This is a genomic window from Kribbella sp. NPDC055071, assembly GCF_053608045.1.
Map to the genome: position 1 here is coordinate 126,134 of NZ_JBSGUS010000015.1, position 21,786 is coordinate 147,919.

19 protein-coding genes are annotated in these 21,786 nt (G+C 67.5%); 7 read left to right on the forward strand and 12 right to left on the reverse strand.

Annotation, left to right across the window (positions count from 1 at the left end; translation table 11 throughout):
• Positions 1-73: 73 nt before the first annotated feature.
• From ACWF4Z_RS24590 to ACWF4Z_RS24600, 3 genes are read right to left on the reverse strand one after another with little or no spacing between them, the layout of a single operon-like run.
• Positions 74-637 (reverse strand): DUF1003 domain-containing protein, encoded by a 564-nt coding sequence (locus ACWF4Z_RS24590; RefSeq protein WP_452245478.1) that lies wholly within the window; start codon positions 635-637, stop codon positions 74-76.
• Positions 627-1,916, reverse strand: coding sequence for a magnesium transporter MgtE N-terminal domain-containing protein (locus ACWF4Z_RS24595; RefSeq protein WP_452245479.1), 1,290 nt, complete (start codon positions 1,914-1,916; stop codon positions 627-629). The genes ACWF4Z_RS24590 and ACWF4Z_RS24595 overlap by 11 nt, the downstream gene beginning before the upstream one ends.
• Positions 1,917-1,946: 30 nt before the next feature.
• A complete protein-coding gene (locus ACWF4Z_RS24600; protein ID WP_452245480.1) occupies positions 1,947-2,474 on the reverse strand; it encodes a hypothetical protein in 528 nt (175 codons plus the stop codon).
• Between the two features lie 107 nt (positions 2,475-2,581).
• On the opposite strand from ACWF4Z_RS24600, the gene ACWF4Z_RS24605 reads away from it, so the two are divergent.
• Complete coding sequence (locus ACWF4Z_RS24605) at positions 2,582-3,544, forward strand: HpcH/HpaI aldolase/citrate lyase family protein (protein WP_452245481.1); 963 nt, start codon at positions 2,582-2,584, stop codon at positions 3,542-3,544.
• Here the strand turns inward: ACWF4Z_RS24605 and ACWF4Z_RS24610 are convergent.
• Complete coding sequence (locus ACWF4Z_RS24610; protein WP_452245482.1) at positions 3,541-4,191, reverse strand: peptidylprolyl isomerase; 651 nt, start codon at positions 4,189-4,191, stop codon at positions 3,541-3,543. The genes ACWF4Z_RS24605 and ACWF4Z_RS24610 overlap by 4 nt on opposite strands.
• Before the next feature lie 119 nt (positions 4,192-4,310).
• On the opposite strand from ACWF4Z_RS24610, the gene ACWF4Z_RS24615 reads away from it, so the two are divergent.
• Positions 4,311-5,909, forward strand: a complete 1,599-nt coding sequence (locus ACWF4Z_RS24615) for a serine/threonine-protein kinase (protein WP_452245483.1) — start codon at positions 4,311-4,313, stop codon at positions 5,907-5,909.
• Positions 5,910-5,956: 47 nt separating this feature from the next.
• A complete protein-coding gene (locus ACWF4Z_RS24620; protein WP_452245484.1) occupies positions 5,957-7,147 on the forward strand; it encodes an acyl-CoA dehydrogenase family protein in 1,191 nt (396 codons plus the stop codon).
• Positions 7,148-7,166: 19 nt separating this feature from the next.
• On the opposite strand, the gene ACWF4Z_RS24625 is transcribed toward ACWF4Z_RS24620, so the two are convergent.
• Positions 7,167-8,165, reverse strand: coding sequence for an ArsR/SmtB family transcription factor (locus tag ACWF4Z_RS24625; RefSeq protein WP_452245485.1), 999 nt, complete (start codon positions 8,163-8,165; stop codon positions 7,167-7,169).
• A gap of 121 nt (positions 8,166-8,286) precedes the next feature.
• Between ACWF4Z_RS24625 and ACWF4Z_RS24630 the strand changes: the two genes are divergently transcribed.
• On the forward strand, positions 8,287-11,070 hold the full coding sequence (locus ACWF4Z_RS24630) for a BTAD domain-containing putative transcriptional regulator (RefSeq protein ID WP_452245486.1): 2,784 nt from the start codon (positions 8,287-8,289) through the stop codon (positions 11,068-11,070).
• Between the two features lie 26 nt (positions 11,071-11,096).
• Here ACWF4Z_RS24630 and ACWF4Z_RS24635 read toward each other — a convergent pair whose 3' ends face one another.
• Together ACWF4Z_RS24635 and ACWF4Z_RS24640 are read right to left on the reverse strand one after the other, a co-directional pair.
• The gene (locus ACWF4Z_RS24635) at positions 11,097-12,125 is read right to left on the reverse strand and encodes an ArsR/SmtB family transcription factor (RefSeq protein WP_452245487.1); all 1,029 of its coding nucleotides are present in this window, start codon (positions 12,123-12,125) and stop codon (positions 11,097-11,099) included.
• A gap of 260 nt (positions 12,126-12,385) precedes the next feature.
• On the reverse strand, positions 12,386-13,495 hold the full coding sequence (locus ACWF4Z_RS24640) for a magnesium and cobalt transport protein CorA (protein ID WP_452245488.1): 1,110 nt from the start codon (positions 13,493-13,495) through the stop codon (positions 12,386-12,388).
• A 74-nt stretch (positions 13,496-13,569) separates the two neighbouring features.
• On the opposite strand from ACWF4Z_RS24640, the gene ACWF4Z_RS24645 reads away from it, so the two are divergent.
• Together ACWF4Z_RS24645 and ACWF4Z_RS24650 are read left to right on the forward strand one after the other, a co-directional pair.
• On the forward strand, positions 13,570-14,115 hold the full coding sequence (locus tag ACWF4Z_RS24645; protein ID WP_452245489.1) for a general stress protein: 546 nt from the start codon (positions 13,570-13,572) through the stop codon (positions 14,113-14,115).
• 11 nt (positions 14,116-14,126) lie between these two features.
• Positions 14,127-14,636, forward strand: a complete 510-nt coding sequence (locus ACWF4Z_RS24650) for a MaoC family dehydratase (RefSeq protein ID WP_452245490.1) — start codon at positions 14,127-14,129, stop codon at positions 14,634-14,636.
• Between the two features lie 95 nt (positions 14,637-14,731).
• Here ACWF4Z_RS24650 and ACWF4Z_RS24655 read toward each other — a convergent pair whose 3' ends face one another.
• From ACWF4Z_RS24655 to ACWF4Z_RS24670, 4 genes are read right to left on the reverse strand one after another with little or no spacing between them, the layout of a single operon-like run.
• Positions 14,732-16,033: an alpha-L-fucosidase gene (locus ACWF4Z_RS24655; RefSeq protein ID WP_452245491.1), complete on the reverse strand. Its 1,302-nt coding sequence runs from the start codon at positions 16,031-16,033 to the stop codon at positions 14,732-14,734.
• Positions 16,034-16,049: 16 nt separating this feature from the next.
• Positions 16,050-16,898, reverse strand: a complete 849-nt coding sequence (locus ACWF4Z_RS24660; protein WP_452245492.1) for a carbohydrate ABC transporter permease — start codon at positions 16,896-16,898, stop codon at positions 16,050-16,052.
• On the reverse strand, positions 16,888-17,829 hold the full coding sequence (locus ACWF4Z_RS24665) for a carbohydrate ABC transporter permease (RefSeq protein WP_452245493.1): 942 nt from the start codon (positions 17,827-17,829) through the stop codon (positions 16,888-16,890). The genes ACWF4Z_RS24660 and ACWF4Z_RS24665 overlap by 11 nt, the downstream gene beginning before the upstream one ends.
• A complete protein-coding gene (locus ACWF4Z_RS24670; RefSeq protein ID WP_452245494.1) occupies positions 17,829-19,097 on the reverse strand; it encodes an ABC transporter substrate-binding protein in 1,269 nt (422 codons plus the stop codon). The genes ACWF4Z_RS24665 and ACWF4Z_RS24670 overlap by 1 nt, the downstream gene beginning before the upstream one ends.
• 195 nt (positions 19,098-19,292) lie before the next feature.
• Between ACWF4Z_RS24670 and ACWF4Z_RS24675 the strand changes: the two genes are divergently transcribed.
• On the forward strand, positions 19,293-20,054 hold the full coding sequence (locus ACWF4Z_RS24675) for a FadR/GntR family transcriptional regulator (RefSeq protein WP_452245495.1): 762 nt from the start codon (positions 19,293-19,295) through the stop codon (positions 20,052-20,054).
• Here the strand turns inward: ACWF4Z_RS24675 and ACWF4Z_RS24680 are convergent.
• On the reverse strand, positions 19,960-21,771 hold the full coding sequence (locus tag ACWF4Z_RS24680; protein WP_452245496.1) for a GH39 family glycosyl hydrolase: 1,812 nt from the start codon (positions 21,769-21,771) through the stop codon (positions 19,960-19,962). The two genes, ACWF4Z_RS24675 and ACWF4Z_RS24680, sit on opposite strands and share 95 nt — an antisense overlap.
• Positions 21,772-21,786: the final 15 nt, after the last annotated feature.

The following is a 21,786-nucleotide window of genomic DNA, read 5'->3' on the forward strand; positions in this document are numbered from 1 at the left end:
GCCACGTCCTTCCTCACCTAGAAGCGAGGGTAGCTCGACCGCCAAGACCTTCGGGCAGACGTTCAGGCAGCTCTCAGACCCGGTCGTCCTCGCGGCTCTTCAGGTCCAGATCGGCCAGCAGCGAGCGGAGTTCGGAGCGGAGGAAATCGCGGGTGGCGACCTCGCCGACGGCCATCCGCAGCGACGCCATCTCGCGGGCCAGGAACTCCATGTCCGCGCGGGTCCGGTTGTCGACGTCCCGGTCGCGCTCGTACTGGACCCGGTCGCGGGCCTCCTGCCGGTTCTGTGCCAGCAGGATGAGCGGTGCGGCGTACGACGCCTGCAGGCTGAGCGCCAGGGTCAGGAAGATGAACGGATACTGGTCGAAGCGCACGCTCTCCGGCGCGAAGATGTTCCAGCCGACCCAGAACAGGATCGTCGCGGTCATGTAGACCAGGAACTGCCCGGTGCCGAGGAACCGCGCTATCCGCTCCGACAGCCGCCCGAACGCGTCGGCGTCGTACGCGTTCCGCCGGATGATCGTGCGGCGCAGCTCGCGGGGGATGTCCAGGCGGCTGGTGTTGCGGAGCAGCCGGCGGTCGTCCGCGCTGCTACCGCGCGAGCGGCGGTCGTCGGTGCTGCGGTCGTCACGAGGCATCGTGGTCCACCTCCTGCAGTACGTCCTCGTCGTCGTGCGGATGGTCGGCGTCACGCCAGTCTTCGGGGAGTAGATGGTCGAGTACGTCGTCGACCGTGACTGCACCGACCAGCCGGCCCTGGTCGTCGAGCACCGGCGCGGACACCAGGTTGTAGGTCGCCAGGTACTTGGCGACCGTCTGCAGGCTGTCGTCCGGCCGCAGTCCGTCCAGATCGGTGTCCAGTACGGCGGACACGAGCTCCGACGGTGGTTCGCGCAGCAGCCGCTGGATGTGGCCGATGCCGATGAACCGTCCGGTCGGAGTCTCCAGCGGAGGCCTGACTACGTAGATCATCGCGGCCAGGGCCGGACTCAGGTCGGCGTTCCGCACGTGGGCGAGTGCGTCGGCCACGGTGGCGTCGGCCGGCAGGATCACCGGCTCCGACGTCATCAGTCCGCCCGCAGTGCGCTCCTCGTACGTGAGCAGTCGCCGTACGTCCTCTGCCTCGTCGGGCTCCATCAGCGTCAGCAAGCGCTCTGCGGTTTCTGTCGGCAGCTCGGCGATCAGGTCGGCTGCGTCGTCAGGTGACATCTCCTCGAGCACGTCCGCGGCCCGCTCGGTATCCAGGCCGGCCAGGATCTCCACCTGGTCGTCCTCGGGCAGCTCCTCGAGCACATCGGCCAGACGCTCGTCGTCCAGCGCCGCAGCGATCTCGCTGCGCCGCTTGGCGGACAGCTCATGCAGTACGCCGGCCAGGTCCGCGGCCTTCATCGACTCGAACGCCGCCAGGATGTGCGTCGCGCCCTGACCCTCTTCGACCTGGGCGAAACCGGTGACGTCGCTCCAGTCGAGCACATGCGACTGTCCGCGCCGCCGGAACCGGTGGCCGCCCTCCCGGACCGCCACCTTCGACAGCACCCAGTCCCGGGTCCGCCACTGCTCCATGGCCATGTCGAACACGACTGCTGAGGTCTCGGTCTCCTTGATGGTGACAGTGCGGTCCAGCATCTCGCCCAGGACGAGGATCTCGGTCGGCCGCTGCTCGAACCGCCGTACGTTGAGCAGTCCGGTGGTGATCACGTGTCCGACGTCAACAGACGTCACCCGGGTCATCGGCAGGAAGATGCGGCGCCGCGTGAACACCTCGACGACCAGACCGAGGACGCGGGGCGGCTGGGTCGGGTCCTGCCGCAGCATCGCCACGACGTCGCGGACCTTCCCGACCTGGTCCCCGTTCGGGTCGTACACCGGGAGACCAGCCAGCCGGGCCACGTACACGCGAGACGGTGAACCGGTCATGCTCGAAGGCTAACCTGCCCGGCCTTGGTCTCAGCTGAGGCGCGGACGGCGGCGGATGCGGCGGTGGAGGGTGATCGGCGCCTTCCCGCGGGTCGTGGCACGAGTGCCGACGGGCGTTTCGGCCCGCGGAGTGCCGTCGTAGCGGCCGACAGCCTCGGTGATCTCGCCTGTGGGCTCCAGCACGAGCAGGTCGGCCTCTGCCTTCCACCGCTCGAGCTGTGTGTCCAGTCCGGCCGCGTTGAGCCGCTCTGTCCGCAGGGTTTGGGCTGCGGTGGTCCACTCGGCACTGGCCGGATCAAGCCGCCGTACGGTCGCAGTCCAGCTCGCTAGCCGGTTAGTGGCCGGTTTAGCCGGTACGACGACCTCCGCGGAGCCGGCCGCGGCCAGCCCGGGGAGTGGCTGCTCGGCGCTGTCGGCCTTGTCCGCGAGTACGACGTACTGGCCGTCGACCGTGGCGAACCACGCCGGCGCCGGGCGTCCGCCGTTCCAGGACAGCCAGACGAGACCGGCCTTCTTCATCACGCCGGCGATCTCCGTCACAGCCTCCTCGTTCGCCACGGGCCCAGAGTGCCACAGAGCGTGTCACAGTGAGCGATGTCACCGGGCAGGTCGCGTGCGTTTCGCCGTACGCTGCCGGTGACCGGTGAGTAACCGAAGGAGGTCGTATGTCGGAACAGGTGTTGCGCAGTCGGCGGTCGTGTCTGGCCACGCCGGGGTCGAACCCACGCTTCCTGGCCAAGGCGAAGGGTTTGGACGCCGATCAGGTGTTCCTGGACCTCGAGGATTCGGTCGCGCCGATCGCCAAGGTCGAGGCGCGCAAGAACATCGTCGCCGCGCTGAACGAAGGCGGCTGGGGTACCAAGGTGCGCGTCGTCCGCGTGAACGACTGGACCACCGAGTGGACCTACGCGGACGTGATCGAGATCGTCTCCGGCGCCGGGGCGAACCTGGACTGCATCATGCTGCCGAAGGTGCAGACCGCCGAGCAGGTGGTCGCGCTCGACCTCCTGCTGACGCAGCTCGAGAAGGTGCACGGCTACGAGCCGGGCCGGATCGGCATCGAGGCGCAGATCGAGAACGCGCTCGGCCTCACCAACGTGAACGCGATCGCCGCCGCCTCACCGCGGGTCGAGACGATCATTTTCGGGCCGGCCGACTTCATGGCGTCGATCAACATGAAGTCGCTCGTGGTCGGCGAGCAGCCGCCCGGATACGACGTCGGCGACGCGTACCACTACATCCTGATGCAGATTCTGATGGCGGCGCGGGCGTACGGGAAGCAGGCGATCGACGGCCCGTACCTGCAGATCAAGGACGTCGAGGGCTTCCGCCGGGTCGCGGGCCGATCGGCCGCGCTCGGCTTCGACGGCAAGTGGGTCCTGCACCCGGACCAGATCGCGGCCGCCAACGAGGTCTACTCGCCGCGCCAGGAGGACTACGACCACTCCGAGAACATCCTCGACGCCTACGACCACTACACCTCGGCCGCCGGCGGCGCCCGCGGCGCGGTGATGCTCGGCGACGAGATGATCGACGAAGCCTCCCGCAAGATGGCCCTCGTCATCTCCGCCAAGGGCCGGGCGGCCGGGATGACCCGCACCGACCCCTGGCAGCCTCCGACCGACTAGAGCTCGAGCACCTTGAGGATGCGGATCGGGCGGACCGGCGGGCCGTCCTGGTCCGGGTCTGCGATGCCCGCCTTCACCATCCGGTCGAACGTCGACATGCCGGCGATCACGTGGCCGAGCACGGTGTAGTTCGGCGGGATGTTCGCGAACGAGTGCACGACGAAGAACTCGCTGCCGTTCGTCCCCGGCCCCTGGTTGCCGTAGGCAACGGTCCCGCGGGGGTAGGTCTCCTGGCCGGTGACCTCGTCCGGGAACTTGTACCCCGGTCCGCCCTCTTCCTGGCGGTAGATGTCACCACACTGCAGGACACCGAGCCGTGCCGAATTCGTCAGCCGGAAGCACTGCGTGAAGTCGTAGAACCGGCTCTGCACCAGGTGCACGAAGTTGTGCACCCCGCAGGGCGCGTTCGCCCGGTCCATCCGGACCACGAACGACCCGTAGTTGGTCAGGAAGAACACGTCCACGGTGCCCTTCGCCTTCGCCGTGGCCGAGGGAATCCGGACCGGCTTGGCGGCCGGATTCTCCGGCGTCGGCGTGAACTCGCACTTCACCACCGGCTTGGAGGTGGGGGCAGCGACGGCGGGCGTGGTGGTCAGGGTCGCGGCGACCAGGGTGGCCGCGATCAGGGCGGTAAATGATCGCTTCATGCGCTCACCGTAGTACTCCGATCGCTGTCTGCAGAGGTTCGCCAAGCTTTCGGTCGCGGACTCGATCTCACCCCCGATGCCGCCTAAAGTGTTGCGGTCCGCTGCGGAAGGTGTTGGGTGTGAACGGCGAGGTACTGGCAGGGCGCTATCGATTGATGACCCTGCTGGGCAGAGGCGGTGCGGGTGAGGTGTGGCAGGCCGAGGACACCGTCCTCGCCCGCCAGGTGGCGGTGAAGCTGCTCCGCTCGCTCGAAGGCGACCCGATGGACGCGGTCGAACGATTCCGCGCCGAGGCCCAAGCAGCCGCTCGCTTGATGCATCCGAATGTGGTTGCGACCTACGACGTCGGCGCCGAGGACGGCCATGTCTTCCTGGTGATGGAGCTCGTGTCCGGACCCGACCTGGCCCAGCTGATGCGTACGGCGGGACTACCGAGCGCCGAGCTGGTCAGGGAGATCGCGACGCAAGGTGCGCGCGCACTCGACGCCGCGCACGCCGCCGGGATCGTGCACCGGGACGTCAAGCCGGGCAACCTGTTGCTCGCACCGGACGGCACGCTCAAGATCACCGACTTCGGCATCGCCAAGCGCGCAGGCAACGAGACGACCGGTCTGGGCGTTCTTCTCGGTACGGCGGCCTACGTGTCGCCGGAGCAGGTCCGCGGTGAGTCCGCCACCCCAGCCAGCGACTGGTACTCGTTCGGCTGCGTCCTGCACGAGCTTCTGACCGGTACGCCGCCCTTCACCGGCGCGACCGTGGACACGGTCATGCGGCAGCACCTGGACACACCGCCCCCACCGATCACGCGGACCGACGTACCGCCTGAGCTGGCCGGCCTGGTTACACGTCTGCTCGCCAAGAACCCGGCAGACCGTCCGTCCTCGGCCGATGAGATCACCGCACTCCTGACCGCCCACAACGCGACGCAGGTCCTCGCGTTCACCACACCGGTGCCGGCAGCAGCGGCTGCTGACGTGGTCGGCGTAGGCAAGTGGGAGGACGAAGACGACGAGCGGGCCGAGACCGGCACCCACAGGTCGCAGATACGTGGTTTCTCGCTGGCCAAGGCCGGTGTGGCCGCTGCGGTGGTGGTCGTCGCCATCGTCGGCGCAATGCTGCTGCGGGCAGGTGTAGGAAACGATCCGTCGGCACAGGCCGGCGGAACGCCGTCCGCTCCGGTCAAGAAGGCCGTTGCCGCCCCCAAGACCACGCCGACGCCGACACCCACGCCGTCCAAGACTCCGTCGAAGAAGCCGACCCCAAGCCCACACCGAAGCCCACGACGCACCAGAACCCGCAGGCCGCGCTTGTGCAGACGTTGCGGACTCTCGCCGCCCAGGTCCGGGCCACCGAGAAGGGCTCCCGCAGCAGGGCACCGCAAGACGCTTCGCGTGAGCTGGACCAGGCCGCGGAGGCACTGGACCACGGCAACACCAATGCGGCGGCAGAGCACTTCTACAACGCCAGGCAACGACTGTACGAGGCGCAGCAGCGACAAAGGTGGCAGGCGACGCCGCAGATCGTCGCGGGCTTCACAGTGGTCAGCAACATCCTGCCGCAGCCCAGCAACAACAACAGCAACAACAACGGCAGCAACAACGGCAGCAACAACGGCAGCAACAGCAATGGGAATGGCAACAGCGACAACGAGTGAGCCACGCGACCTTCGCCAGGTGGCCGGAGTCACAGCGGGTGTCGCCGTCGTACCGGGATGCTGAGAACCGCGATACTCGCGGGTAAGCGACCCGATCGAAGGAGCCGAGCGATGAGCAGGTTGCAGCAGACCGACGGGCTGACCGACATCCAGGAGGAGATCCTGAAGACGGTCCGCGCCTTCGTCGAGGCGGAGATCCTCCCGGTCGCCACCGAGCTCGAGCACCGCGACGAGTACCCGACCGAGATCGTCGAGGGCCTCAAGGAGCTCGGCCTGTTCGGCCTGATGATTCCGGAGGAGTACGGCGGTCTCGGCGAATCGCTGCTCACCTACGCACTGTGTGTCGAGGAGATCGCCCGCGGCTGGATGAGCGTCTCCGGCATCATCAACACCCACTTCATCGTCGCCTACATGCTGCTGCAGCACGGCACCGACGAGCAGAAGCAGAAGTACCTGCCGCGGATGGCGACCGGTGAGGTCCGCGGCGCGTTCTCGATGTCCGAGCCCGGGTGTGGGTCGGACGTTGCCGCGATCAAGACGAAGGCCGCCCGCGACGGCGACGGCTATGTCGTCAACGGCCAGAAGATGTGGCTGACGAACGGCGGCTCGGCCAACCTGGTCGCCGTCCTCGTCAAGACCGACGAGGGTCAGGACTCGATCTACAAGAACATGACCACTTTCCTGGTCGAGAAGGAGCCAGGTTTCGGCGAGGTCGACCAGGGCCTGACTGTGCCGGGCAAGATCGAGAAGATGGGCTACAAGGGCGTCGACACGACCGAGCTGATCTTCGACGGCTACCGGATCGACGCCGGCCAGATCCTCGGCGGCGTACCGGGCAAGGGTTTCTACCAGATGATGGACGGCGTCGAGGTCGGCCGGGTGAACGTCGCGGCCCGCGGCTGTGGGGTGGCCCGGCGGGCGTTCGAGCTGGGCATCTCGTACGCGCAGCAGCGGGAGACGTTCGGCAAGAAGATCGCCGAGCACCAGGCGGTCCTGTTCCGGCTGGCCGACATGGCGGTCAAGGTCGAGGCCGCGCACGAGCTGATGGTGAAGGCAGCGCGGAAGAAGGACAGCGGCTCCCGCAACGACTTCGAGGCGGGCGTGGCGAAGTATCTGGCCAGCGAGTACTGCGCACAGGTCGTGGAGGATTCGTTCCGCATCCACGGTGGCTACGGATTCTCCAAGGAGTACGAGATCGAGCGCCTCTACCGGGAGGCGCCGATGCTGCTGATCGGTGAGGGTACGGCGGACATCCAGCGGATGATCATCGGCCGCCGGCTGCTCGAGGACTACAAGCTGTAAGGGCTCCAGGCTCTGCGGGCTAGGCGCTCTGGTCGGCCCCGACCCCGATGAATCCGCCGGCCAGGATCGCCTTGCCGAGGACTGTGAGGTCGTGCCGGACCGCCTGACCCGCACGACGCGTAGTGATCAGGCCGGCATCACGCAGGATGCCCGCTTGCCGGCTCGCCCCGGCCGCGGAGATCTGGCAGCGGGCCGCCAGTTCGGTCGTCGTACAGCCGTCCGCAACCGCCTCCAGCGCGGCCGCTCGCGTCGTACCGAGGAGTGCGGCCAGCGGTTGCGACCGGTTCTCGACGGACACCCGACGCAGCTGCCCTGGCGCGTATTGGACCGGATAGACCAGCACCGGCGGCAGAGTGGGGTCCTGCAGCTTGGTGGGCGCCTTCCAGCAGAACACCGACGGCTGAAGCCGCAGTCCTCGCCCATCGAGGTGCACATCGCGGTCTGCGAAGTCAGGGATCTCCAGGACCGGCGAGTTCCACCGCACCGACGGGTGTAGCCGGCTGAGAAGGCTCTCCACACCCGCACCGGTCAGCTTGCTGACTTGCTGCTGGTGGTCGGTCCGTACGAGCGACTTGATCGATTCCCAGTACGGCTCGACCGCCGACTGGTGGTACACGCGCAGAGCCCGCCCAAGACCATGTACGGCGTCAGCCTGGCCAGCCGCCAGGTCACGCGTCCAACTGGTCCGAGGGCGTCGTTCGGCGAGCAGTTCGAGCTCCGACCCCATCCGCCGGGACGGAGTGGACAGCACGCGGTCCAGTGCTTCGTCGAACGTCGCACTGTGCTGCGCCGGGGTGAGGAAGTCCGGGGAGTAGCCGCGAGGCGGTGCCAACTGCAGCAGGGAGGTGGCTGGGCGGGGGAGCAGCCTGCGGACGCGCTCGCGCCACGTGCCGTAGTGCGTGGCACCGTCACGGCCCTGCAGTTGGTGAAGGCTCAGCAAGACCTCCCACATCGGGTCAGGCTCATCGGCCAGCGTGGTCCGAGCCAGGTCCTCCCCGGTGAAATGAATGCGAAGCACCCTGGATACCCCCTCTTAACTCGTACCCAGGTTGGCAGGACCCCCCTGTCACGACCCTGTCACCAGACGGATAAGCCCCCGCGGAGGTACCTTTTGAGCGCGGGCTGGGGAGCGGAGAGTGATGACACAAGGCGATTGGGGTGGGCGGGTCGAGGTTCGCCTGCTCGGCGGAGTGTCCGTGCGGATCGACGGACGCCCGGTGGAGCTCGGTGGCGAGCGGGTCCGGGTGCTGCTGGCCGTGCTCGCGCTCTCAACCGGTGAGCCCGTCTCCACTCCGGTGCTGGCCGAGCGTGTCTGGGGTGACGAGCCGCCCGCGAACATTGGACCGAGCCTGCACACGCTGATGACCCGGTTGCGCCGCGCGATCGGCGCGGATCTCGTCACGACCGCCCAGGCCGGCTACAGCCTGCAGTTGGACGCTGAGCAGGTCGACGTGCACCGGTTCACCCAGCTGATGCGGACCGCGGCCCAGGCGGACGACGAGGAGTCCGAGTACACCGCGATCCTGGCGGCCCTGGAGTTGTGGGGAGGACACCCGTTCGATGGCGTCCGGTCTGACTGGCTGGAAGCCATCGAGGCACCCCGGCTGACGGAGCAGTATCTGGCGGCCGTGGAGCGGCGTACCGATCTCCGGGTAGAGGAGCGGCACCACAGCGAGGTGCTGGCGGAGCTGCGCGACCTCACGGCGATCTACCCGCTCCGTGAGTCGCTGTGGGTGCGTCTGCTGCGATTGCTGGCCAGAGCGGGCCGTGCGGCCGAAGCACTCGAGCTGTACGAGTCGGTGCGGGTCCGGATCGCCGATGAACTCGGAGTCGACCCAGGACCGGAACTGCAGGCCGTGTACGCCGAGCTCCTTGGGACAGGTCATGGTGGCCTGCGGGTTGTGCCGGTGCCGAGGCAGCTGCCGGCCGACCTGCCCACATTCACCGGTCGGCGGGAAGCACTGGAGTTCTTGGACGATGTGCTGGCCGAACGCGCCCCGGACCGGACCGGCGTGATCGTCGCGATCGACGGCACCGGCGGCGCAGGAAAGACCACGCTGGCTGTGCATTGGGCCTATCAGGTCCGCAAGCACTTCCCGGACGGGCAGTTGTACATCAACCTGCGTGGCTACAGCGCGGGTGGCCTGGTTGAGCCGCATGACGCGTTGGGCGACCTGCTGGTCGGTCTGGGCGTGCCGGTCGACGAGTTGGCCGGTGCGACCGAGGCACGGTCGGCGCACCTCCGCACGCTGTTGGCGGAGAAGAAGTTGCTGCTCGTCCTCGACAACGCGCGCAACGCGGCCCAGGTCCGGCCGCTGCTGCCGGGGGCCGGTGGGTTCGCGATCGTGACCAGCCGCAACCAGTTGCGTGGGCTGGTCGCGCGTGAGGGCGCTCGACGCTTGAGCCTGGGGGAGATGTCGGCCGAGGAGTCGACCGAGCTCCTCGCCCGCGTGGTCGCGAGTCGCCCGTACGACGTCGCCCAGCTGGCCGAATTCGCCGAGCTCTGCGGCCGCCTGCCGCTGGCTCTGGTGATCGGTGCGGAGCGGGCCGGCCGCAGCCGGAGCACTGACATCACCAGGCAGCTCGCCGACGCGAGTGACCGGTTGAGTGCACTGGAGGTCGGCGACGACGAGCTGAGCAGCGTGCGCGCGGTCCTGTCCTGGTCGTACCAGGCGCTGCCGTCGGACGCGGCCCGGTTGTTCCGGCTGCTCGGCGTCTACCCGGGCGCCGAATTCGAGCTGCCGGCGGTCGCGGCACTCGCGGGCGTCGACGAGGCTGAGGCCGAGCGTCTGCTGGACCTGCTGGTCGAGGCCAACCTGCTCGAGCAGGCGTCGTCGGCGTCGTACCAGCTGCACGACTTGATCCGGCTTTATGCCGCGGGTCTTGAAGAGTCTGAGGAAGTGGACGCCGCCGTGGCGAGGTTGCTGGACTGGCTTGCGCACACGGCCCAGGCGGCTCGGCTGGCGCGCGGTGGGGTGGTGCGGTTCAAGGTGTTGCAGGAACCGGTGACCGGCGTTCGGCCGATGACCTTCGCGACGGGTGCGGACGCGCTGGCTTGGATCCGGCAGGAGTGGAACACGCTGCTCGCGGCTGTCGTCGCCGGAGCCGCACGCGGTCATCACCGGCTGGCTGCTGCGCTGGGCAGCGAGATGTGGGACTACCTCGAGCAGCAACGCTCTCCGAGTCCGGCGGTGCTGGTCGCACACGAAACCGCCGTACGGTCGGCCGAGCTCACCGGTGAGCCGCTGCTGGAGGCTGTGGTCCGCAACCAGCTCGCGGTCAGCTATGGCTTGCTCGGTCGGATCCAGGAGGCGTTGGCGCAGTTCCACCGGGCGCTGGAGTCGATGGAGTCGATCGGGCTGCGCCCGGGCATCAGCATGCTGCACAGCAACATCGGGATGACCTATCGCAAGGAAGAGGAGACCGGGCACGCGATGGAGGCCGCGGTGCGGCATCTGGAGCTGGCTATGGAGTACAGCGACGACGATCGCTCGTACGGCTCAGCTCAGAACAACCTGGCCAACGCCCTGGTCGCCTTGGGCAATTACGACGAGGCGATCGCGCACGGTTTGGAGGCGGTCCGGCGGCACCGGTCGATCGGGTACCTGCGTGGGCTGGCCTACGCACTGGACACCGTGGGTTACGCGTACATGCACAACGGCGACTTCGAGCACGCGATCACGTACCTGGCGGAATCGGCCCAGATGTGTCGTGAGCTCGAGCTGGGCGCCGCCGAGGTTCCGACGCTGATCAGTCTGGGCCAGGCCTACCAGTCCGCCGGCCACCACGAGGAAGCTCGGGCCACCTGGCAACGAGCCCTGGCCGCCGCCGATCGCCAAGGCCCGTCCCTCCACTTCGACCGCGATGAGATCGTCCGCCTCCTGGAGTCTTCAACCTGCCCAGGCATCCACGAAGTGAGCTGACGCCGGCCGGCACGAGGGGCGGGGGTTCAGATCGGGCTACGGGCGTGCGTGGGAGCGGCGCTGCGGGTAGTGCCGGAGCCGTGGCCGGACAGGAGCCAGATCCCGAGTTGGGTGACCTCGTGACGGACGGACGCACCGGCGCGGCGAGTGGTGATCAGCCCGGCCTCGCGCAGCACAGTGGCCTGGTGGCTGGCCGCGGCCGGGGAGATGTTGCAGCGCTTGGCGAGCTCGGTCGTCGTACAGCCCGCGACGGTTGCCTCGAGCGCGGCCGCTCGGGTCGAGCCGAGCAGCGAGCCGAGCGAATCGCTCGAGGTGACCGGACTCATCGACGTCTGCCGCAGGATGCCGGGAGCGTGCTGGATCGGGTACACCAGGATCGGCTTGAGCTCTGGGTCGCGCAGCTTCGTCGGCACCTGCCAGCAGAACGCCGACGGCTGCAGCTCGATGCCGCGACCGTCCAGATACAGGTCCCGATCGTTCAGGTCGAGCACCTGCAGCACCGGTGCAACCCACTTGACCCGCGGATGGATCGACGCGAGCAGCCGGTCGACCCCGTGCCGGGCCAAAGCCTCGCCGCGATGCGCGTGGTCGGCCGACACATGCGTCCCGATCGACTTCCAGTACGGCGCGATCGCGGCATCGTGATAGGTCCGGATCGCCCGGCCGAGCTTCTTCAGTGACGAACGGTCGCCGCCGGCCAGCTCGCGCGTCCACGGCGAGGCCGGACGCCAGTTGGTGAGCAGGTCGAGCTGGTCGCGGATCTGCTGGCGCGGCGTGGCCAGCGTCATCTCGAGCGTGGTGTCGAAGTCCGCAGTGCCCTCGGCCGGTGTCAGGAAGTCGGGGGAGTAACCCTTCGGCGGAGTCAGCTCCAGGAGCAGCCGCATCTGGTCCGGCGCGACCTTCGTCCGCACGTGCCGGCGCCAGTCCTCGAAGATCAGGCGTCCCTCGGCCTGCTGCAGCATGTGCAGGCTGAGGAGGACCTCCCACAACGGCGCGGGCGTGCTCGCGACTGTGACACGGGCAAGGTCTCGTGGCGTGAAGTGGATACGAAGCACGGCGAGTCCCTCCCGGAACCAACTCTCACGACATCCCCCGATGCCGGCGGTCGCAGACTGTGGTGGACTCCTGACCGAACGCGAGGTTCCTATTCAATCAGCAGCCCAAATGCCAGACAACCGTTTGAAGGATCGAACGGCGCAGCAGTCGCGGCCATGGCACAAGGTTGCCAGCTGACACGTTGTCCTGTATTGGGCCCGCCCAGTGATCTGGCGAGTTCCCGTTGGATACTAACTCCGCTCCGGGGTCACCCGGACGGTCACAGCCAGTGGATGCGTTTGAAGAGTCGGTAGAGGCCCGTGCAGGCGGTCAACATCACGAGGAGCACGACGAAGTAGGAGTACCGCCACCGCAGTTCGGGCATGTAGTCGAAGTTCATCCCGTAGATGCCGGCGATCATCGTCGGCACCGCCAGGATCGCGACCCAGGCCGAGATCCGCCGCATGTCGTCGTTCTCGGCCACCTGCACCTGGGCCAGGCCGGCCTGCAGGATCGAGCTGAGCAGCTCGTCGAACGAGATCACCTGCTCCTTCACGCGCAGCAGGTGGTCGTCGACGTCGCGGAAGTAGTTCCTGGTCTCGTCCGCGATCAACGGATGCCGCACTGTCGACAAAGCGCGCATCGGCCCGGTCAGTGGGGCCACGGCCCGCTTCAGCTCCAGCACTTCGCGCTTGAGTTGATAGACGCGGTCGATGTTGCGCCAGCCGCGCGGGGTGAACATCGCGGTCTCGATCAGGTCGATATCGGCCTGTACGGCGTCGGCCACCTCGAGGTACCGGTCGACCACGTGGTCGGCGATCGCATGCAGCACCGAGCCCGGACCGGTGGACAGACGGTCGGGCTGCCCCTCCAGCTCCTGCCGGATGCCCGTCAGCTCGCTGTGCTCACCATGGCGCACCGTGACGACGAATCCAGGCCCGCAGAAGATCATCACCTCACCGGTCTCGACCACCTCGCTGGTGGCGGTCAGGTCCCCGTGCGGGACATACCTGACGGTTTTGAGTACGGCGAAGAGGGTGTCGTCGTACCGCTCGAGCTTGGGGCGCTGGTGGGCCTCGTAGGCGTCCTCGAGGGCCAGCTTGTGCAGACCGAACTCCGCACCGATGATCGCCAGCTGGTGATCGGTCGGCTGGAACAGCCCGATCCAGACGAACCCCATGCCGCTGCGGGCCTTGGCCAGGGCCTCGGTGTAGGAGTTGACCCGCTCGTCGCGATGGCCGTCGCGGTAGAAGGCCCAGTCGACCAGAGCGCCGTCCAGTTTACCGCTCGCGACGATGTCCGCGGGCGGTGGTTCGTCGCCGTTCGCACGCCGGGCGAAGACTCGTCCCATCCGGCGTGTCGCGCCCATGTCCCACCGTCGCCCGGTCATTACGGCGAGGCTATCAAGCGCCGTCACCAGGCGTCGGCAATGATGGGGGTGCAAGCACGTGGAGAGGATCGACGATGACCACGCAGGGCATGCCCTCGATGGACCCCAGGCCGAGCGGCCTGACGATCGGTACGTACGACACCTACAGGGAGGCGCAGCGAGCTGTCGACTACCTGTCGGACGAGAAGTTCCCGGTCGAGCACACGACCATCGTCGGCAACAACCTCCGGCAGGTGGAGAAGATCACCGGCCGGCTCACCTGGGGCCGCGCACTGACCGCGGGTCTGGCCAGCGGTGCCTGGTTCGGGCTGTTCGTCGGTCTGCTGCTGGGCTGGTTCACCAACGGCAACTTCCTGGCCGCACTGCTGGTCGGCGTGGTGCTGGGCGCCTTCTTCGGACTGGTCTTCGGCGGCCTCAGCTACGCGCAGTCGGCCGGCCGGCGTGACTTCACCTCACGGACCGCGGTGGTCGCGACGACGTACGACGTACTGTGCGACTTCAAGTTCGCCGAGGAGGCGCGCAACCACCTGGCCAAGCTGGCGCTCAAGGGCGAGGTGAACCCGCGCCTGCCCGAGCAGCCGGCGCCACAGCAGCAGTCCGCCCAGCGGCCGCTCGACTGAGGGGGAGTCGGGTGCAGTTCGGCCGCAGCTACGAAGAGTTCGAGGTCGGTGCCGTCTACAAGCACTGGCCCGGCAAGACGGTGACCGAGTACGACGACCACCTGTTCTGCCTGCTCACGATGAACCACCATCCGTTGCACCTCGACACGCACTACGCCGAGGAGACCACCCAGTTCGGCAAGAACGTTGTGGTGGGCAACTACATCTACTCGATCCTGCTCGGAATGTCGGTGCCGGACGTGAGCGGCAAGGCGATCGCGAACCTGGAGATCGAGTCGTTGCGCCACATCGCGCCGACCTTCCACGGCGACACGATCTACGGCGAAACCGTCGTCCTGGACAAGTGGGAGTCGAAGTCCAAGGACGACCGGGGCGTGGTCTACGTAGAAACCAAAGGCTACAAACAAGACGGCACCGTAGTCTGCCTCTTCCGCCGCAAGGTCATGGTCCCGAAAAACACCTACCTCGAAGCCAGAGGCGGCGAACAACCCGCCCGCCCCACCCCCATCGACCCCACCTGACCGGATTTGCCTGGTTGACCAGGCAGATCCGGGGTTTGTGACCCTGAACCAGGGTCACAAACCCCCAACGGCGTGGGTCAACCAGGCAAATCCGGTTAGAGGAAGAGCTCGATTACCGGGACCAGGACGTTGGGTTTTTGGATCGGGAGTTTGAGGGTGAGGGTGTCGGCGGGGAGGCCGCCCATGGTGGTGTTCTGGGCTGTCTGGTCGGGGTCGGTGACGACGCGGTGGATTTCTGAGGCGTCGTTCAGGAGTTGGGCGTAGTTGATCTTGCCGGCCATGCCGGGGAGGTGGATGTGACCCATCGGCCAGGAGAACAGGTGGAGGTACAAGCGGTTGCCCTTCTGGGTGAAGCGGCAGTCGGTGGGAGCGGTGTACTCCGACGCCGGCCGCGCCCCACGGACGGACCGTTCGTGCAGGCGCATCCACTCGCCGATCGACGCGAGCGTCGCCAGCGCCCGTGGGTCGAACTCGCCTCGTCCGGTCGGGCCGACGTTCAGCAGCAGGTTGCCGTCCTTGGAGACGGAGTCGACCAGCATCTTCACCAGCAGCTCAGGTGACTTCCAGTCCAGGTTGTCCCGGTCGTACCCCCAGCTGCCGTTGAGGGTCTGGCACGCCTCCCACACCACCGGCTTCCCGTCACGCTGCATCGGACCGTCCGGCTGGTACTGCTCGGGCGTGACGAAGTCGCCGGGGATATCCAGCCGGTCGTTGATCAGGATGTCCGGCTGCAGCTCCCGGACCATCGCCATCAGCTTCTCCGACTGCCAGTCGTCGCGACCCTTCCCGTGCCCGTCGCGGCCGTCGTCGTACGTGCGCCCCGGGTAGGAGAAGTCGAACCACATGATGTCGATCGGCCCGTAGTTGGTCAGCAACTCACGCGTCTGCGCATGCAGGTACTCGGCGTACACCGTGATGTCGCGGCCGGCCGCCTTCGCGATTGCCTCCTCGTCGTCGCGCTGCGGATGCACGAGGTCGATCGGGAACTCGGGATGGTGCCAGTCGATCAGCGAGTGGTAGAAGCCGACCCCGAGCCCCTCGGCCCGGCAGGCCTCGACGAACTGCTTGACCAGGTCCTTGCCCGCACCCCACGCCGTGTGCGCAACCGTGTAGTCGGAGACCTTGGAGTCCCACAGGCAGAAGCCTTCGTGATGCTTGGTGGTGAGTACGGCGTACTTCATCCCGGCCTGGCGAGCGGCTGCCGCCCACTTGGCCGGGTCGTACAGGTCGGGCTCGAAGTGGTCGAAGTACGGCTGGTAGTCCTCGTCGGTCAGCCGCTCACGGTTCTTCACCCACTCGTGCCGGGCCGGCAGCGAGTACAGGCCCCAGTGGACGAACAGGCCGAACCGCCAGTCGCGAAACTTCTGCACAGAATGCGCGGGAGGCGCGTCGTTCATTCAACTCTCCTTAGAATTAGCGGCCGCCGAGACCAGTGACGAGCAGACCGCGGACCAGGTGTTTCTGCAGCAGGACGACGAGCAACACGGTCGGGACCATCGCCATCACCGACGCTGCCATCATCAGGTTCCACTGAGTGCCCTGCTGGCCGACGAACTGCGCCAGCCCGAGCGGCACCGTGCCTTTGTCCTCGACGCTGTTGATGATGATCAACGGCCACAGGAAGCTGCCCCAGAAACTGATGAAGGTGAAGACGGTCAGTACGGCGAGGGCCGGCCGGGCCAGCGGGAGCATGATCCGCAGGAACGCACCGAACGGCCCGCAGCCGTCCACCCGGGCGGCTTCCTCCAGCTCGGCCGGGACGGTCAGGAAGAACTGCCGCAGCAGGAAGGTGCCGAACGCGGTGAACGCCCAGGGCAGGATCAGCGCCCAGTAACTGTCCACCCAGCCGAGCGACTGCATCAGCCAGTACATCGGCACGATCAGCACTTCCTGCGGCACCATCAGCGTGCCCAGGAAGAGGACGAACAGTTGCTCCCGGCCCCTGAACCTCAAGCGGGCAAAGGCGTACGCCGACATGCTCGAGGCAACCACCACGACCAGCGTCCCGGCGATCGCGACGAACAGGCTGTTCAGGAAGTACCGATCGAACGGCGCGAAGGTGAAAGCGTCCGCGTAGTTCTTCCACCGGATCTCCGAGCCGAACAGATGCGGTGTCGGTGTGAACACTTCGTCGGCAGGCTTCAGCGATGTCGAAACGGCGTACACCAAAGGAGCGAGGAAGACGATCGCCACGACGACCAGCAGCGTGTGCGAGACACCGCTGCGGACCTTCCGGGCGGTGCTGTGGGTCTCAGACGTCATAGTTCACCCACCGCTTCTGCCCGACGAACTGGATCGCGGTGATGCCCATGATGATCACGAACAGCACCCAGCCGGCCGCCGACGCCAGTCCCATCTGGAGGAATTGCCAGCCCTGGTTGTAGACGTACATGACGATCGTCTGGGTCGAGACCCCTGGACCGCCCTGGGTCAGGATGAACGGCTGTGCGAACACCTGGAACGAGGTGATCAGCGTCAGGGTGGTGGCGAAGAACATCGACGGGGTGATCATCGGCCAGGTGATGTAGCGGAACCGCTGCAGCGCACCGGCTCCGTCGATCTGCGCCGACTCCAACTGGGACTGCGGCACCTGGTCGAGCGCGGCCGAGAAGACCAGGAAGTTGTAGCCGAAGCCCTGCCAGATCGACATCGCCACGATCGCCGGCATCGCCCAGTTGGAGTCACCGAGGAAGTTCGGCGCGTTGATGCCGAACCAGCTCTGCAGGCCGCTGTCGATCAGGCCACCGGGCTGGAACAGCAGCCGCCAGACCATCACGTTGGCGACCATCGGCGTCATCACCGGAATGAAGAAGATCACCCGGAACGCCTGCCGGCCCTTGATCTTCGGGCCCAGCCAGACCGCGAGCCCGAGCGAGACGACGACGTTCAAGGGGACGTACAGCACCACGAACAGGACGGTGTTCAGCACGACCCGGCGGAACACCGGGTCGTGCAGCAGGTGCGAGTAGTTGCCCGCGCCGAGGAACTTGCGCTCGCCGAAGACCGGCCAGTCGAACAGGCTGATCCCCAGCGCCATCGCGGTGGGGAACAGCGTGAAGAGCGCGAGCCCGGCCAGGCTCGGTGCCAGGAAGACCGACGCGTACCGGCCGTCCCGTCGCAGCGCGGGCCGCCGCCCCGGCCGGGGCGCACCCACAGGCGCGCCCGGCGGGGCCACGGTGGTGTCCGTCGCCATCAGGAACCCGCGCCCGCCTGGTCCTGGATGGTCTTCAGCGCCTGGTCGGGCGGGACTTCGCCGTTGAGCGCCTGCGTCCCGAACCGGTTCAGCAGGTCGGCGACCTGGACCCAGTTCTTCGAGGTGACCAACGGGACGGAGTGCTCGGAGGCGTAGTCGATCGTCTCCTTCGCGCCGTCGATCCCGGCGGCGGTGAACCAGGCCGGGTGCGCCACCGTGCGGGCCGGGTACGCGCGACCCGCCTGCGCCAGCACCGTCAGCGGCTTCTCACTCGTCATCGACATGATGGCCTGGAAGGCGGCGTCGGGCGTCTTGCAGGACCGGGCGATACCGAAGCCCGAGCCGGCGGTGTAGGTCTTGGAGCCGTCCGGACCGGCCGGGATCGGCGCGATCCCGAGGTCGAACTTGACCTTGCCCTTGGTGTCGATCAGCGACCACGGACCGTTCAGCTGCATCGCCGCCTTGCCACCGGTGAACTGCTGGGTCTCGAAGTCGGGATTGCCGCCCGGCACCTGCGGGGCGATCTTGTCGGTCTTGACGAAGTCGGCGTACTGCGAGAACCCCTGCTCGAACTTCGGATCGGTGAAGTCGAGCTTGCCGTCGGCAAGGGGTTCCGCGCCGGTCAGGGTCCGCACCCAGGACGTCACGCCCAGGTCGCCAGGGGTCGTCACCAGGCCGGTTTTCCCTGCAGCTGTGAGCTTCTTCGCCGCCGCCTTGAACTCGTCCATCGTCCAGCCCGGCTTCGGGTCCGGTACGCCGGCGGCCTTGAACATGTCCTTGTTGTAGAAGATGACCATCGGGCCGGAGTCGTACGGGATCGCGATCTGCTTCCCGTCCGCCTTCAGGCCGTCCATGATCGGCTTGTCGAAGTCTTCGGTCTTCAAGCCGTACTTCGTCATCAGGTCGTCCAACGGCAGCATCGCACCGGCGTACGACGCCATCCGCAGACTCTGCATGCCGATGATGCACGGGGCCTTGCCGCCGGCCAGCGTGGTCCCGATCTTTGCCCAGTAGTTGTCCCACGGAGCGCCCTGGAGTTTGACGGTGATACCGGCATGGTCGGTGTGGGCCTGGTCGGCGACCTTCTGCCACGCGGCCTGGTCCTCGGAGCCCGCGATCCAGAACGACCAGGTCAGATCGGCCTGGTCGGCCGAACCTGAACTACCGCTGCTGCCGTTGTTGCCCCCGCAGGCGGCCACTGCCGCCAGGGCCAGGACCGACGCTGCCGCGGTGACCCAGCGACGTGACCGCATGGATGGTGATTTCATCGCTGACCTCCAGGGGATGTAACGCCAATTCATCCGATCTATAGTCGGTAGACTTCTGGAGCGTCAACAGCTCACGGCCTTACTTTCCGCCGTAAAGTCGGCTTTGAGCGGAGACTGCCGGAGGTCGCCGGGCTAGACATCCGATGTATCGTGCTAGAACATCGGATGTCTGGAGCCATGGCAGGGGGTGGAGCTGTGCGGGTCACCGACGAGGCGATCGAGCGGATCAAGCAGATGATCGTGTCCGGTGAGTTGCGGCCCGGCGATCGGCTGCCGCGGGAGCCCGATCTGGCCGCGCGCCTCGGCCTGTCCCGGAACTCGCTGCGCGAGGCGGTCAAGGCGCTCGCCGTGATCCGGGTGCTGGAGGTCCGGCAGGGCGACGGGACGTTCGTGACAAGCCTCGACCCGTCGCTGCTGATGGAGACGATGGGGTTCGTTCTGGACCTGCACCAGGACGCGTCGGTCCTGGAGTTCTTCGAGGTACGACGAATCCTCGAGCCGGCCGCGGCCGCCCGGGCCGCGCTCCGGATGCCGGACGAGGACATCGCGGCGCTGCGCAAGCTCCTCGACGACGTCGGTGTCGAACCGTCGGCGGACGACCAGCTCGCGTGCGACGTGGAGTTTCACCGGTTGCTCGCCATCGGCAGTGGCAACCGGGCGCTGGCGTCGATCATCGACAGCCTGCGCCAGCCGACCTATCGGGCCCGGATCTGGCGCGGGCTGACGGAGACCGGCGCCGTGGCCCGGTCGGTGGCCGAGCATCGTTCGATCCTCGACGCGATCGCCGCCCGGGAGCCCGAGGTCGCGCGGGCCTGGGCGACGGTCCACATCGCGGGCGTCGAACGCTGGATCCAGGAGGCGGTCACCCTCGACGAGGAGTTAGCTCCAGAAGAACTGCCGACGGCATCGGGACCGTCAGTTCGACGGCTTCGTCGCGCAACTCCAGCGGAGTACTGACCATCCGGCTGCGCTCGGCCAGATCCGCAAGCTCCTCGTCGCTCGGCCACTCGGGAAGTCCCTCGGCGGCTGTGGCCAGATCGCCCACCCCGATGGCCAAGGTGGTGGCGGTGACCTGCCAGGACGGATCCACACCTGGCAGCTCGACGCGGACCGTCCGGCTGAGCTCAGGGGCGCCTGCGGCCTTGGTCTGGTCGAGGGTGAGATTCCACAGCAGTACGGCGATCCGGTCGCGGTCTCGGGATGCCCACGCCTCGATCAGACTTCCGCCGCCGTCGCCGCGCAGGGTCACCGGCAGCTCGACCGGTCCGAGCCGGCTCAACAGGCGCATCGCGTGGAACCGGGGTTTCGCCAACCCACCAACGGTTTGCAGACCGAAGCCTCCGTGCAGGAACCGCGGCGGCCGACCCAGCTCCTCGAAGTGATCCGACGCGACCCAGTACGCGAGTGCCTCGACCCGCCCGGCCGCCGAACGCATCCCGCGCAGCAGAAACACCCCGGCGAACACCGAGTCGTTGATCGGATTGAAGTGCCGCGGCGTCACGCCCCACTCGGTCCACAGGATCCGGGCGTCGCCGTACCCGTGCCGCTCGAGCGAGGCCCGAACGTCGAGCGGCGGCGAGCCGTAGGTGTGGGTCGAGACGAAGTCGACCGGCGTACCGTGCGCCGCGGCGTGGGCGAGCAGATCGTCGACCCACCCGGCCGCGGCCGACGACGGACCGCCGACCGCGAGGCGCTGGTCCACGGACTTCACGGCCGCCGCGGTCACGTCGTACAGGTGCAGCCACTCGGCCTTCGTGCCGGACCAGAAGACCTCGAGGTTCGCCTCGTTCCAGACCTCGAAGTCCCAGGTCAGGACTTCGTCCAGGCCGTAGCGTTCGACGAGGTGCTGGACGAGTGCATGGACCAGGTCGTGCCACGCGTCGTACGACGATGGTGGCGAGATGATCGCGCCGTACGCGAAGACTGTCTTCGACGGATCACTGGCCAGCTCGCGGGGCATGAAGCCGAGCTCGACCACCGGTCGCAGGCCGATGGCGAGCAGCTTGTCGTAGATCGCGTCGACGACGGAGAAGTCGTAGCCGGAGGCACCGATCACGTGGGTGTCGTCGTGGAAGATCGCGTGCGCCCGGACCGTTCGGACGCCGAGGTCGTCGTGCATCCGGCGGAGCGCTTCTGCGAGCTCGGTGCCGATTTCGTGACCGCCGGTGCGGTCGGTGCACAGTAGTTGACTGAGCCGCTCGCTGCCGACCATCGGGACCCACGGTCGCTGCAGTTCGGTGCCCTCGGCAACCGTATCGACCGTCGCGACCACTAGCGGAACGGCGCCGTCGGCAACCAACGGGACGGCGCCGACGGCGGGACTCGGGCGGCCGCTCACCGTCACCTCGGGCACGCTCGCGACGGCATAGCGGTACGGCGTTCCCGGCGTCACCGTGGTGTCGACGTACGGCGGCGCCGGCACGGACAGGACGTCACCGCTGTGGTGGTCGACCGGTCCGAGCGGGCCGCGTTCCCCGGTTCCGCGCAGGATCAGGTAGCCGACCGCGCCGTCGACGGGCGACCAGTCGATCGTGACCTGGCCGATCCCGCCGACCGCGGTGACCTCCTTCGGCGGCTCGAGGTCGGGGAAGGCGAAGGCGCGCTCCTCGTCACTGCGAACGGCGATCCGCTCGTCCCAGTCGGCCTGTGCACGTTGTTGGGCGTCGTTCTGCATCTGGCTGGTCTCCCG